Below are 13,693 nucleotides of genomic sequence, written 5' to 3' on the forward strand. Positions count from 1 at the left end.
TTCGTTATTGAAACCGCTAAGCATGAATAATCCCTTCTATTGCAGTAATATATATTAATAATACATCTGTATTTGTTATTTTATCAGACCATCCAAATAATCCGCCCATACCTATAACCACTTACGGCACTCAGCATCATAATTATACAAATTATAAATTCCTTCAACGCCGCCAGGTGTATGCCCAATAGGTCTCTGCTACCTCATTTGGACACTGCAAACGAGATAACCCCGTCCGTACTGTACGACGCAGATCGTGCCGCGTCCAATTAGGCATATCAAGCATTTGGCCGCTTTCACGCAGACGCCATTAGTTTTCAGTTAAATACTTCTGCTGGATTGGCTTCTTTGTGGCTTGAGAAGGGAATAGATATTTGTCAGAGTAAGGCGTAGAACCTTGAGAAAGTCGATTGCCTGGTCAGATAACTGTACGTAGCGCTCTACCCCTGTTTTGCTTTCCCGCAGATGGATAGTGCTTTTCTGAAGAGCGACACCCCTCCAGTCGATCTGACTTAACACATTTACCTGTTGGGCTTAAACAGCAACTGAACCTCACCCAGCCCTCGAGATGAAAAAGCGTCTGTAAGGCCAAAATCTGTTTGAGAACGGGCACATGACACTCAGCTATGTAATGCTAAATATGTACGCCAGTAAGTACGCGAGATAATAGGAGTCGAACCTCCGACCTTCGCATTAAGAAAGCAATGCCAACTAAAAATGAGTATAGGAATGAGCATTCTTAAGGTAAATTTTTAAATTAAAGATTAATATCAATGAGATACACTAAAATTCGCGGTTCAACGTTTGATTGGTTTTGAATGAAAAAAAATCCACGCTTTGGCGTGGATTTTTTTCGCGTAATCAATCAATAGATGACTAGGTTGCCCGCTGGCCAAGTACCTGACCATCCACATGGCATATGCCCAGCTTCATAAACGTTAATTAATCCGTCAAAAAAGAATGGCTCTTGTAGTAGAGAACTATACGCATCTTCAAGCAAGAAATTCACAAGGTCCCATTTTAAGTTCTCAGCCATTGTACCTTTCTCAGACTCTGGGAAGGTGATTTTTGGAATAATATCATTCTCCACAACTTTCTTAGCGTCTTTGACCAAAGAGTTCCAGCATTGATATTTGTTAGTGTGTTTTTTTGCGAGATATCCCGTTATTTCATTACCAGCCTCCAAAGTGGCACTTTCCCATTCATCGCTTTTCAAGCCTTTTATAAATAAGCTAAGGGACTGAGCCTGGATAACCCCAGGGAGTGTCGTCGCCACGCCAAGATTAACAAACCAATTAATTTTATTTAACCTGTCTATTGCTAACTGGGATATTTTCATGTTTTAACCTGATTTATTCTTCCGGGGATCCTAGGTACGTTCATGCCACCAAGCGCACCATGCTCTATTCTATTTTGAATACTATACCTGACAGCTTCTTTAACCTGATTTGCTGGTAATCCTGCAGCCTCCAGTGAATGCTTCAATGCCTGAGTATATTGGAGGTTGGAAGGCATTTCTCGGTATGAAGCTCCGCCTTTCCTAAATTGATTCCAAAACTGTTCTAAAGATTTATGAGCTTCATAGTGCGGTGTACCTGGTTGAGTAAACGCATTACCTTCTAATTTGATCGCTGCTCCACTATTAGTAGGTATGATGTCACGGAATGCAGCATCCTGATTTAAGTGATGTGATTGTCCAGGCCGCAAGTCATTTTTTAAACTACCATGAGGACCTAAAATCGGACCATCTTCAGTAGACTTGCATTTCAACCCCCACGGATCCACCCACCCCAGCGCATTCGGCGCATACTGGTAAAGGTTTATCCCCCCCGCCAGCCCTATCGGGTCCTGCTGCGTAAACCTTCCGCAGTCCGGGTCATAATACCGGAACAGATTGTAGTGCAGCCCTGTCTCACGGTCCAGGTATTGCCCCTGCATCCGTAGGTTCTGAGAATATCCTGATACCTGCGTTTCGCTTTCTCGCAGCAGCTTGCCCCAGGCGCTGTTCACCCCTTCCCAGCGTACCTGCCCTTCGATATCCGTCATCCGCTCCGGCGTGCCGTTGGGCTGGCAGTGGAACCAGAAAATCTCCGGAGCATCAACGCCGTCAATACGCGCCAGCGGGTCGTAACTGTCCTGATCGCTGTAAACGTAGGTCAGCGGCACATCCCCGTGCACTTCCTGCAGTAGGCGGAACCCTTCCCAGACAAACCGGGTGGTCACCGGCTTGCCGGTTGGCTGTCCGCCCAGCATCTGGCGGCGCGTTTTGCTGATGCGGCGACCTAGCGGATCGTAGCGGAAGCTGACCTGCGTCTGCGGTTTGTTGCGATCCCGCGGCTGGCTGATGACTTCCGTCAGGCGATGTTCGCCGTCGTAGCGGTAGTGCCAGCGGGTCTGGCCGTTATCCTTCTCCACGGTGCGGCCGTGGATGTCATAACGCCAGCGAATGCCGTTCAGCTGCGTCAGGCGGTTGTGCGTGACCTTCTCAGCAGATCCTTCGAGCGGGTTACCGGCTGCATCCCAGCGCCACTGCTCCTGGCCAGGCAGCGTGCCGTCCTGAACGAGCAGGCGCCCGGCGCTGTCGTACTGCCAGCGGTACCAGCTGAACGGGTTATCGTCCCGCTCTTCGCGCACCAGATTATTGCGGTAGTCGTAATCCCAGCGGCGGGACCAGCGGCGCGGCGACGGGCGTTGCGCATTGCCGGTAAAGACGTCCCGGCGGTGCAGTCGGCCGAGGCGGTCGTACTCGCTGCGGGTGGTCAACAGCCCCTGGGTGCGGCTAGTCTCACGGTGGAGTTCGTCGCGAGTAAAATCGGAGACCGACAGCTTATCGAGAGCAATGCTGAGCAAATGCCCGCTGCCGTAGTAGAACTGCTTCAGCTCGCGACCATCGGGCAGCGTGACGGAGGTGCGGTTGCCCAGCGCGTCATACTCCCACGCCAGCTCACCGTGCTCGCCCGCTTCGCGCGTCACGCGACCGAGCGCGTCATACTCAAAGGCAAGCTCCTGCTCTGCCTCGGTGGTCCACGCGTCGGGTGAAAGCGCAGGATGCAGACCAATCCGGCTTAATAGCCCGGACGGCGTGTAATGGTAGCGGGTCTGCCCTTCCGGTGTGGTGCGGGCGACCAGCTGGCCGCTTGCGCTCCAGGCGAAGGCGTGGGTGATAGCCTCCGGATGACCGGCGGCAAAGGTGCGCGCAATCGTGCGCCCGCAGGCATCATAGCGATAGTGCGAGGCTACGCCATCGAGCCCCACCTCTTCCAGCAGCAGCGAGTCTGGCCCCCAGCGGAACTGATACGCTTCGCCGTTCTCGTTTTCCAGGGCAATCAGACGCCCGCGGCTGTCCCAGCGGCGTCGCACTTCTTCACCCTGCGTATTACGGGTGGCGGTTAAGCGCCCCGCCTCATCGTATCTGAACTCGCTCTCTTTCCCGTCGGCGCCCGCATGTTTCACCGGCAGGCCGCGTTCGTTCCATTTGAGCGATTCCGTCCAGCCTTCCGGGCGATCGAGCTGCACCGGACGCCCTGCGGCGTCGTAGCGGTAGCGCGTCTCTTCACCGTCGGCGCCAGTCTCAGCCACCAGCCAGCCCAGCGGATGATAGCGATAGCGGGTAATACGCCCGGAACAGTCCGTCGAACGGACAATCTGCCCGGCCTCATTGTACTCCTGGTAGCGGCTGTTGCCTGCGGCATCGACCTCTTCAACGACCTGGCCAAACTCGTCCCGGCGCAGCTGCGTCGTCTGCCCCATCGGGTCCACCACGCGCTTCAGCCCGTGATGTTCGTCGTACCAGAACCGGGTGGCGCTGCCGTCGGCTTCGATAATGGCCGCGGGAAGCGCGCGGTGCTCCAGCCAGGTGGTGGTGCGGGTATTGCCGTCGGCATCGGTCTCCTGCACCCGGTTGCCCATCTCGTCGTAGACGAAGGTGACGGCGTTGCCGAGCGGATCGATGCGACGCGTGAGAAGCTCGTTATCATCCCACTCGTAGCGCCAGTTTTCACCGCGCTCGTCTACGTAGCGGACAATCAGATTCTGCGCGTTCCAGTAGTGGCGGCGCGTCTGACCATCGTAGTGCTCGACGGTCGTCAGCCCGGCGGCTAAATCATAGCTAAAGCGGCAGCCGTCGCCGGTGCTGGTGCGGTTTTCCACCACGCGCCAGTGGTCGAATTTTTGCCAGCGGTATTCGCTCTCCAGCCCGCCCGGCATCCGGTGCCAGACCATCAGGCCGTAGTCGTTGTAACGGTATTCACGCGTCACCACGCCGGAGGCGTCCGTCGCGCTCGCCAGCTGGCCGCGCGCATCGTAGCACCACTGCATCAGCGGCCAGGTTTGGTTGCCGTCGAAATGGCTGGCTGCGGTCACGCGCAGCGGGAAGCGCTCATCTTCATAGCGCAGGGTGACGTCGATGGCCCGCGGCTCATCATGGATACCAACCAGCCTGCCGTGTTCATCCCACGCCGTCAGCAGCGCGTTGCCGTACTCGTCGCTGAGGGAGGCCAGACGCAGGATAGAAGGATTCATGCGGGTCGGTTTGTACAGACGCCACACCGCGCCGTCATCGTCGGCAATCGCCACGTCGCCGCTTTCATTGCGGCGGATAATGATGCCTTCGCTGATGCTGTAAAACGCGCGGTCGACAGGCGGCAGTTCAAAGCTCAGCTCGCGCCCGGTTTCATCGAACCAGGTCGCATTGTTATCTTCCAGCGAGAGATAGCTGTCAAAGGTCGTTGCCCAGCCCAGACCAAACAGCCCTTCGCGGGTGGTCAGGCTGTTGTAGCTGCGCTGCCAGCGAAGCGGGAAGCGCCCCGGCAGCGAGAAGTCGAGCTCATCGTCGTCGTTCAGCACCTTCACGCCAGTGGCGGCGTGGACCGGGTGCGAGGAGCCAAACACGGCGTTGACCGCCATATCCGCCAGCATCCCGCCGCCGGCCGAGGCCAGCGCGCAGGGCATGTTTTTCAGGATCTTGCCCGGACGCCCGCGCAGCAGGGAGAGCGCAATCATCCCCAGCGCCAGACCCGGCGTTTTACCGCTTTTGATATCGCGGACCGTGAGCGTGTCCCCGCCGATGATCACGTTCGGGGAGACGTCGTCGGAAACGGTGCCTTCGCAGGTGGTGCGATCTTTCGCACGCACCGCGGGCTGGCCGTTGATGAAGACGCTTTTAGAACCTTCCGCCAGATACTGCGGCCCGGAGTGCTTTTCACACGCCACCTTGTCTTCTTCCAGCGGCGAGGTTCCCGCGGCGGCAGAGGCCACGCTCGGCTGCCACATTTCGCTGCCAAACTGTCCGGCGGCGGAAAGCAGCATGCCCGCGTAATCGGCAAAGCTGCCCGGTGACTGCGGCTCAGGGGACGGTGTATCGGCGGGCGTCAGCGTGCCTGCCGCGCGGGCGGCGGGGATTGCGTTGGTCAGTACGTTGTTCGAACCGGTGGTAATTTTACCCGCAGGCGACGGCGGGAAAAGCGCATTGCCTAACCCTTCCGCGGCGTTGCTGATGTCGTCGGTGATCCCCGCCACGTTCGCCAGCACGCCACCGATAATCCCGCTTAACAGACAGCTGGACCCAATCGCCGCCACGCCCGCTGCGGCGGCTCCGGCACCGAGGAGTGGCGCGGCGGCCGTAGCCGCCAGCCCCACTGCCGCGCCGATCACCGCATAGGCGGCACCTTCCGCCACGATGCTGGTGATGTCAGCAAAAATGCTGGAGTGAATAATCTCGTCGCCCTTACGGGCCGCGTTGTTATCGCTCATGCCTTACACATTCCGGTTGTCGTTTAGCGTCAGACTCTGCTTCAGCGCGCTCCAGCGCACCTCATCCTCTTTGGTAAAGGCTCTGAGCGCCGAGAGGGTAAAAATCATCAATACCGGTTTACCCGGCGTCTGCACGGCCAGCTGTTTTTGCCACAGGCGCTGCCCGTTACGGTCAAACGTCGTCTCAACTTCCAGCCCGTTAATTTTTCCGTCAGGCCCGGCTTTTACGTTCCTAAATTCGCTCTGGGCAATCTCACCCATCTGAGGACGCAGCACATCCCACTGGCGGTGAAATTCTTGTTCGTAGTCGCTGCCATCGGGAATCACGCCGCGGCTGACCACTACGGACAGCCCGCTTTCGTCATCGCGAATGATGTTCATGCTGTTGTCCTGCCAGGCAGCAGGAAAAAGGGAAAATGAACCTTCCTGGAGGGTGTATTTCATAAGTGAACTCGAGATGATTAATATTGAGAGAAACAAGAAGGCCAATCCATGCTGGCCTTTTGGCTGGCTGTTTTATTTACGCCATTGACCTGATTGTTCGACTAAAACATGGCTGCCTTTACTGACAAGCAATTTCACGGGTGCATACGTCACGGTATAAGCGATCTCGCCATTCTTGTACGTTGAGCCGATTATTTTACCTGCGGGGTCGTGTAACGTTTTTCCCTTTAAGGAGATCGTACTGTTATCGCTTTTGCGCACACCGAGATAAACCATCTGGTCACATTCACCCTCGAAACGCCCGCAATTGTTTATCAGAGAGATAGTGAACTTTTCGGTGTCCAGTTTTCTGGTTTCAGCGTAATGAACCGAAGCGGCTTTACGTAACATATAACGCAGCGGAGTATAATCATTTCCTTTTTGTGGAGGCGTTACCAGACGCCATTCCATTTCACTCCCCTTTATTTCCAGAACAGCCCTTCCGCCTGCGCCGCCAAACGATGAGTTGAACTCTACGTTCGCACGGTTTCCCGCGATCGTACCGCTAAGATTTCGCTCATCTTCTTCCGGGCAGTCGATGCGATTCCCTCTCTGGGAGATATAGCAATAAGACCCGGTGATACGGTTGCCTGATTCAGCTAACTGCAGGGTTAACGTCGAGTCGTTGCCAACCCCGCCTGTCCAAACCCCGTCAAACGCAGGTCTCGATTGGCTGTTCGTTGCAAACTGCATCGTATTGAATCTGGCGGCCCATTGCTGGATATCAGCATTAATACCCGGGCTATTATCAGAGGATTGGTAATGGATTACGTCCGACTCCGGAACCACCCAGGCCGCAAAGATTTTGCCATCAGGATTGATGACCAGCGCTGACGCGTTCTCCAGATAAAGATCTTTTAGCCAGCCTTCAACAAACAATCCGCCACCTGCGGTGGTGTGCGGTTCGCCAAAGACGTCAAAGTTATCAATAAAGGTTTGGTAATGATTTCCCAACAGCGTCCTGAGATTGTCTGTCACTTCACTGTCGTTAAGGATGCGACTTACCTTATCGAGCTTATTGTATTGCGATAATTCAAGTGCCGATGACGTTTCAACGACGCCTGTCAATAAAGCCGTGAACAATACGACTGCCAGATATTTTTTGGTCATAAATTATTCTTGAGAATCATTGTTGTAATTCATCGTTATTTTTATAACGTTCCCGCCTTTTATCTCAAAAGAAAGCACTTTTTTATCCAATTCGTAGGTAATCCACTGCTCCCCCGCATCATTGTCGACCTGACCGGTACCGTATGCGCTGTTCAGTTCCTTTCTCGTTGAACCCACATGGACACCACGCGGCGTTGCGAAGTCTTCGGCAGTCAGCGTAATCTGCGACACGATATAATCATCAACGCTTCGTTCAGCTTTATCCCACCAGAGATTGGAACTGAATATTTCTAACCCAGCCCTTTGATGCTGGTAGAATTTATAGTTCGTTCCGTCAAAAGGAACCTCACCGACAAAGTTGCCTTCCAACGGCACATCAATTTTACCGGCACTATCAGGAGACCATCGGTCGCCCAATGCGACAGCCTGGTCTTTGATCTGCACAGAAAAATCCCGTTTTGTCAGAACGGGAGGCATTATCTGAGCCAAAACCACATTGCTGCCGAGACAGGTAAACATCAGGATGGAACAAAGAAATATCGGCGTGTGTTTTTTCACGTTAATCGTCATTTATTGAATGTGTATTGCAATTATCACCCTGAAGAAACCGCCAGGACATGAGTGCAGTATTTCTTAGTCTGCGCTAATGACGACTGAACCCAGACAGTGAGGATTTTTCACGGTGAAACTGAAGCTCACCTTTTGTCCATTCATCTCTTTTCGGGCTGTATGGCTGGTCACTTCGTTCCCCGAGCGGCCTCGTGGATAATCAGTTAACGTCAGCTGCGGATAATGCTTTTTAACGGTATCCAGCGTTATGCATTGACCTGAGGAGGGTGAAAAATTCAGTAAAGGCGCCATGCCGTCGTTATCTTTGCTTAAACGTAACTCAATTGCGGTTATGTTCGTTCCATCAGCGAGTTTGATATCGTCGGCATTGTAGAAATTGATATATTCATTTTGCCTGGTCATCTTAAACGGTAACGGCGCATTACTAAGGGTTGTAACGGATAACGTCTTAAGCAATGCACTCATCCCGGCAATAAACATCCAGAGATCCTTTTTCTGCGCGTCTCCTCCAGCCATTCCCGTCGTTAGTAACGCGATAAGCACCGCACCTGCTTTACTCATCTTTGGCCGTAAATTTCGCCTGCACCGCCGCATCAATATCCCCCTTATGCCCCGATCCCGGTGCCGTCGTGCCCGGCTTGGTTCCCGAGGTATTCAGATGCAGCTTACCGCCCGTGGTGATATACCCATCCCCTTCCACGAAGAAGTTAAACTCTTTGCCGATGAGGTTAATCTTGCCGTTAGCATTCAGCTCAATGGCACTCTCACCGGAGACCAGCCGCAGCTTCGTCCCGGAAGCAATGACGTACTGCTCCACCGCCGCATCCAGCTTGCCTTTCCCCGTCAGGATCTCGGTGCCACCTTTCACGGCCTGAGTCTGATTCGCTTCCACGCGATGCAGTTCATTTTTCTTCACGTAATGGCTGCGCTCGCCGCCGACGCTGTGCGTTTCATCATTTTTAACGCTGGTGTCCATGTTACGCTCGGCCTGGATCCACACCTGCTCTGCACCCGCTTTATCCTCAAACCGCAGGGCGTTGGCGTTGTCCACGGAACCGTCTTTCGTGCGGCTCATAAAGCCCATCTGCGTCGCCGCAGCCGGCAGCGCCCACGGCGGCATGCTCGCGTCGTTGTACACGCGCCCGGTAATGATCGGACGGTCCGGGTCCCCGTTGATAAAGTCCACCACCACCTCATCGCCGACGCGCGGGATCTGCACCCCGCCGTAGCCCTGGCCCGCCCACGCGCTCGACACGCGCACCCAGCAGGAGCTGGTGTCATCGCCCTTCGCCAGACGGTCCCAGTGGAACTTCACCTTCACCCGGCCGTATTTGTCCGTCCAGATACTCTCGCCCTTCGGCCCCACCACTTTCGCCGTCTGAGGGCCGTAGGTGCGCGGCCACGCCGTGGTCTGCGCCGGACGGTACACCACCGCCGACGGGATGACCGTGAAATCGGTGCGGTGAATGGTCTCCCCCTCGCCGCTGGCATAGCGGTTCTCTTCGAGGTGGTAACCCGCCGCCGTGACCAGATACTCGCCGTTGTCGCTGAAGAACGGCGCGTTGGTTAAGGTGAAGGTGTGCCCGGGCGCAATCCCCGCCGCCGTGGCGGTGGCCTGAATCTGCTGATGCTCCACCTGCCAGCGCTCCTGACGGATACGGGCATAGAACTCCCCGTGCCCCTTGTCCACAAAGCGACCCGGCCAGTCGTACACGTCGATGCTGCCCGGCTTCGGCGACGCCGGGTTCTGCTGGGCCTGAAACAGCCACGCGTTCGGCTTGCGGAAGTCATAGTCGTCGAGGCTGTAAATCCCCGGCGTCACGCTGTCCTCCAGCGCCCACTGGCTGATGCCCTCTTCGTCCGTACTGCCGCCCGACGGCGTCTGGTGGTACGGAATGACCTCATAGCCGCTGAACGGCTGGTACTGCGTGGCGGCGTCGGTGAGCACCAGGGTGTGCTTGTCCGCCTCATGGCGGAAGTGATACGCAATCCCCTCCAGTTCCATCAGGCGGCTGATGAAGTCCAGGCTCGACTCCTGATACTGCACGCAGTAGTCCCACACCCGGTAGCTGCCGGTGAGTTTATCCTCAACGTTGACCTGATGCTCACCGAGCAGGGTTTTCACAATCTGCGGCACCGTCTGCCCCTGGAAGATACGCAGGTTACGGTCGCGCTTCATCGGCCACAGGTCCGGCTCCACCGTCAGCTGGTACACCGCATAGCGGGTGCCCGTCAGCTCAACGGCGCTGACCGCCACGCGGGTAATCTTGCCGTTAATATAGCGGGACGTCAGCAGATTCTGCGTCGGGATGGTCACCGTGACCGGCTGGCCCAGCAGCTTACTGCGGTCAATGCGCGCGTCCGTGCCGAGCACGGTCAGCGTCAGCGCGAACGACTCGGACATCGACTCGCGGCCCGTCAGTTTCCAGAACAGAAGCCCCTCCACCGGGAGCTGAACGGTAATTCGGTTGAGCATAATCTTTATTCCACTATGGACTAATCTCGGTGTTCATTGAGATATTTTTTTAAATCGTGCTTATTTAAGCCATAAACCTGAAAACATAAGGACGCTCCCCAGGGAAACTACGCTTTTAGCAACGATAAGTAAGCAAGGCGCAACGACGCGTGTTATAGACGATATTGCTTCATAATTTTCAGCATTGTATTTTTTGTGCCCTCCTGTAATCCCGGAAAAGATCGTGCAGAGCAGCACAACGGTAATTTTTAGTCCCCATACGCACAGGAAAGACATGGAAAAGATAATCGAATATTGTTTCGCTGTTGCGACGGAGAATAATGACATTGACTGAGCGAGCCATTTCAACGTAAAACCAATAACAACCGTAGCCACTAGCACCAGAACGAACATCAACCCAGCAAGGAACCATTGTTTTTTACTGAATAAGTCTTTTCCATTCCAGATAAGCGCTAGTGTCCAAATCATAAAGAGAATAAAGAAAAGCCATTGAATCATAACGTACCACATTTATACATATTGTTCTCCAGGCATTGTCGTGTCGTCATCTCACTTCGCATCACACTCCTTTTCCAAACCAAATACCATAAAACAACAAGATACAGCTTAACGCGGCGATAGATTTTGCTACCAGGCGTAATATTGGCCCGAACCGCTGATTGACTATATCAGTGACGCCATTAATTCAACCCAACTCAATATAATTTTCTTTATCCACAAACCATGGTCACCACATCTTCTCTTCTCGAAGAATGTGTATTGTCCAATTTTTGAGACGCCGGGACGCTTTTAACTAACAAACCATTAGGGACAGACAAAGAAAGAGGCACGGTACAATACCCGTGCCATATGACTAATATAATTATAAGAAATTATCCTCTGGAGCTCTATCGAACAGTTCACCTGCCATTTTGGCGATACGTTCGTGCTGTACGAGTTTGTTTTTCCACTCCTGCGGAATACCGGAATAACCATATAATGCTCCAGCTATTTGTCCCGCCGTCGCCGCAACGCTGTCAGCGTCATCGGCAAGATTGGCGGCCAGTAGAATTGCATCGCGGAAATTATCCGTATTCCATACCGACCACATCGCGGCCTCAAGCGTATCTATAACATAACCACTTGAACGAATCTGATTGCGAGTTTTTTGCTTATATTCACCCGCGTTGATAATCATTACGCGTGGCTGAAGCGGCATAACGTGCGGAGAAAAAACAAAATCTTTATTGCTACCGTTAATCATATGCACAAGCAAATAACTTAAATACTGTGTGCTATTTATTGCTTCCGCGGCACCGTGTGTTGCGATACTCTGTTTTTTAGCTTCATAAAACGCTTTGCTTAATGATTTTCTAAAAAAAATAGAGACAGGTGCTTGTCTGATAATGGAAGCATTACCTGCAGTTTCTGGTGCTGTATTACCGCTCCACCCAGGGCCAACAGTTAAATATTGCTCTAAAGCAAACCGAGTTGTATTTCCTATATCAAAACAGATGCCATTTGAACTGTTATAACCATGCCGATACCATTCCAGAAGCTTATTCCTGAAGCATATAGTATCAGCATCACCTTTCTCAAGAAGCGTTTCCGCAAGACATAATGCCATGGATGTATCATCCGTCCATTCACCTGCGCGGAGTCGAAATGGCCCACCACCTGTCATATCTTTGACGTGTGCTTTGTCACGAGGTAAAAATTCGAGCGTCGTCCCTACAGCATCTCCAACAGCAAGACCAATAAGCGCACCAACAGCACGATCTCGCGATTCCGCGAGTGAGATGTTACATGATGGTGTTAAGTCCCATTGTTTTTGTGCATCACTATTCGGCGATGATTCTAAGGGTTTATTATCATAAGTATACTGCATCCTCCGCTGAACCAAAGGACTGCTAACGGGTAAGTATTGTCGATATTTGTCCACATACTTTAGTAACGTATTTAAATCAGTGTGCAGATCGATCATTATAATTCCTTATATGTAAGCGCGGTTTTACCACCAGAATCAACACGCTCAACAACTTCAAATTTGGTACCTGGTTTGAAAAGCACTTCCGTTTCAGTTCCTTTATATTCAGAAAGAAAATCAATAGGCTTACCAGTTTTACCATTAATTGTAATCGTGGCATCTCCCGAAAAAGGAACTTTCTGATCGGTGCTCATAAATGCTGGATCAGAAACAACATTACCCACTTGGTTTTCCATTAGTACGTTTTCAGGTAACGTCGCGCCTCGATATGTTATCCCCTCATAGGAAGGAAGCTTATCAAGCGCGTTAGTGGCGTGATCCGCAAAGGCTTGTATTTCTGGTGTAAGTTCAGCCTGACCTCTTAGCGCATTGTTAACCATCGGATAACCTTCATTCGTAGTATAACCGTAAAGAGCCCCTACTTCATCATCGGTTAGCAGGGAGGAGAGTCGTTTATCCCCTTGTTCAGCAAGTTGTCTTCCCTTCGTTATCCATGTATTCGACAGGTCTTTACCTACAGCCTCGGATAAACTCATCTTCGGTTTATTTAAACCTGTAGCGCCTAATGGGCTTGCTTCGACAGGTCTAACTGCCGGTATTTTACCAGCCCGCCACGCATCAAACCGTGCCCCGCCTTTAATACCAGCCCCGCCGCCGATAACGGAGCCGATCAGCATCCCCCATTTCTGACCGTCGCTACCTTCGCCACACAGCATTCCACCCGCGTAGCCACCAATAGTCCCACCGCCCATCGCACCGAGGGTACTCAGAAGGGCGATTGCTGGACTGGCTAGCACCGCCATGGCTCCGGCACCAACGGCGAGCATCGTCCAGTTCACCCATTCCGGGATTTCAGGACTTATTTCATCGGTCTGAACCTTGCTTCCACCGATAATAACATTTCGCGATCCCTGGCTAATCTCAGCGCTGCATGTCAGCTTATCGCCAGTGCGAGAGGCGGGAAAGTTGTTGATGTAAACCTTTATCGAACCTTCGGCAACCCGTTGCAGACTACCGCTGTGTTCGTCACACTCTCCGGCTGACAGATGAGCGCGGATCGCCTTTCGGCTGTTGATAAAAACATTGGGTGAACCTTCTTTTAGCGTACCGGTAGTATGGCGTGGAGCCCATGACATACTGCCGAGGAGCTCACCCAACCCACCCGCAGCGCATGCCCCAGCCGCAACGGCAGAAACAGCAACCAGCGCGGTCCCTCCGGTGACGACAACGGCAGCTGCGCCCAGAATGGCCCCGCCCACCAATCCTGCAATCATCCAGCCTTTTGAGGCTGTATGTGCAATCTCATCATCTACGCGAGCAGCCTGACATTCGGACAT

10 protein-coding genes and 1 pseudogene are annotated in these 13,693 nt (G+C 53.2%); all 11 read right to left on the minus strand.

Going from position 1 to position 13,693, the window contains the following annotated elements; genetic code table 11:
• Positions 1–111: 111 nt before the first annotated feature.
• A pseudogene (locus F3J31_RS23360) lies at positions 112–501 on the minus strand (tyrosine-type recombinase/integrase); the annotation flags it as partial.
• Between the two features lie 364 nt (positions 502–865).
• Positions 866–1,339 (minus strand): hypothetical protein, encoded by a 474-nt coding sequence (locus F3J31_RS02610; RefSeq protein WP_167211168.1) that lies wholly within the window; start codon positions 1,337–1,339, stop codon positions 866–868.
• Positions 1,336–5,751, minus strand: coding sequence for an RHS repeat-associated core domain-containing protein (locus tag F3J31_RS02615; protein ID WP_240152737.1), 4,416 nt, complete (start codon positions 5,749–5,751; stop codon positions 1,336–1,338). The genes F3J31_RS02610 and F3J31_RS02615 overlap by 4 nt, the downstream gene beginning before the upstream one ends.
• Before the next feature lie 3 nt (positions 5,752–5,754).
• Positions 5,755–6,195: a DcrB-related protein gene (locus F3J31_RS02620; RefSeq protein ID WP_167211171.1), complete on the minus strand. Its 441-nt coding sequence runs from the start codon at positions 6,193–6,195 to the stop codon at positions 5,755–5,757.
• Between the two features lie 72 nt (positions 6,196–6,267).
• On the minus strand, positions 6,268–7,344 hold the full coding sequence (locus F3J31_RS02625; protein ID WP_167211174.1) for a hypothetical protein: 1,077 nt from the start codon (positions 7,342–7,344) through the stop codon (positions 6,268–6,270).
• Positions 7,345–7,347: 3 nt separating this feature from the next.
• Positions 7,348–7,902 carry a hypothetical protein gene (locus F3J31_RS02630; RefSeq protein WP_345790436.1) on the minus strand — a complete coding sequence of 185 codons (555 nt, stop codon included), beginning with the start codon at positions 7,900–7,902 and terminating at the stop codon, positions 7,348–7,350.
• 75 nt (positions 7,903–7,977) lie between these two features.
• Positions 7,978–8,475 (minus strand): hypothetical protein, encoded by a 498-nt coding sequence (locus tag F3J31_RS02635; protein ID WP_240152738.1) that lies wholly within the window; start codon positions 8,473–8,475, stop codon positions 7,978–7,980.
• Positions 8,468–10,390, minus strand: a complete 1,923-nt coding sequence (gene tssI, locus F3J31_RS02640; RefSeq protein ID WP_167211180.1) for a type VI secretion system tip protein TssI/VgrG — start codon at positions 10,388–10,390, stop codon at positions 8,468–8,470. Before tssI ends, F3J31_RS02635 begins: the two co-directional genes overlap by 8 nt.
• A 60-nt stretch (positions 10,391–10,450) precedes the next feature.
• Complete coding sequence (locus F3J31_RS02645) at positions 10,451–10,888, minus strand: hypothetical protein (RefSeq protein WP_240152739.1); 438 nt, start codon at positions 10,886–10,888, stop codon at positions 10,451–10,453.
• A 364-nt stretch (positions 10,889–11,252) separates the two neighbouring features.
• Positions 11,253–12,353 carry an ADP-ribosylarginine hydrolase Tri1 gene (tri1, locus tag F3J31_RS02650; RefSeq protein WP_167211187.1) on the minus strand — a complete coding sequence of 367 codons (1,101 nt, stop codon included), beginning with the start codon at positions 12,351–12,353 and terminating at the stop codon, positions 11,253–11,255.
• Positions 12,353–13,693 carry a PAAR domain-containing protein gene (locus tag F3J31_RS02655; protein ID WP_167211190.1) on the minus strand — a complete coding sequence of 447 codons (1,341 nt, stop codon included), beginning with the start codon at positions 13,691–13,693 and terminating at the stop codon, positions 12,353–12,355. Before F3J31_RS02655 ends, tri1 begins: the two co-directional genes overlap by 1 nt.

The organism is Enterobacter sp. Acro-832, assembly GCF_011752745.1.
GTDB classification, from domain to species: Bacteria; Pseudomonadota; Gammaproteobacteria; order Enterobacterales; family Enterobacteriaceae; genus Enterobacter; species Enterobacter quasiroggenkampii.

Bases quoted from the DNA above. Each gene is read 5' to 3' on its own strand.
- F3J31_RS02610 (WP_167211168.1), bottom strand. From the start codon at position 1,339: ATGAAAATATCCCAGTTAGCAATAGACAGGTTAAATAAAATTAATTGG.
- F3J31_RS02615 (WP_240152737.1), bottom strand. From the start codon at position 5,751: ATGAGCGATAACAACGCGGCCCGTAAGGGCGACGAGATTATTCACTCC.
- F3J31_RS02620 (WP_167211171.1), bottom strand. From the start codon at position 6,195: ATGAAATACACCCTCCAGGAAGGTTCATTTTCCCTTTTTCCTGCTGCC.
- F3J31_RS02625 (WP_167211174.1), bottom strand. From the start codon at position 7,344: ATGACCAAAAAATATCTGGCAGTCGTATTGTTCACGGCTTTATTGACA.
- F3J31_RS02635 (WP_240152738.1), bottom strand. From the start codon at position 8,475: ATGAGTAAAGCAGGTGCGGTGCTTATCGCGTTACTAACGACGGGAATG.
- tssI (WP_167211180.1), bottom strand. From the start codon at position 10,390: ATGCTCAACCGAATTACCGTTCAGCTCCCGGTGGAGGGGCTTCTGTTC.
- F3J31_RS02645 (WP_240152739.1), bottom strand. From the start codon at position 10,888: ATGATTCAATGGCTTTTCTTTATTCTCTTTATGATTTGGACACTAGCG.
- tri1 (WP_167211187.1), bottom strand. From the start codon at position 12,353: ATGATCGATCTGCACACTGATTTAAATACGTTACTAAAGTATGTGGAC.
- F3J31_RS02655 (WP_167211190.1), bottom strand. From the start codon at position 13,693: ATGTCCGAATGTCAGGCTGCTCGCGTAGATGATGAGATTGCACATACA.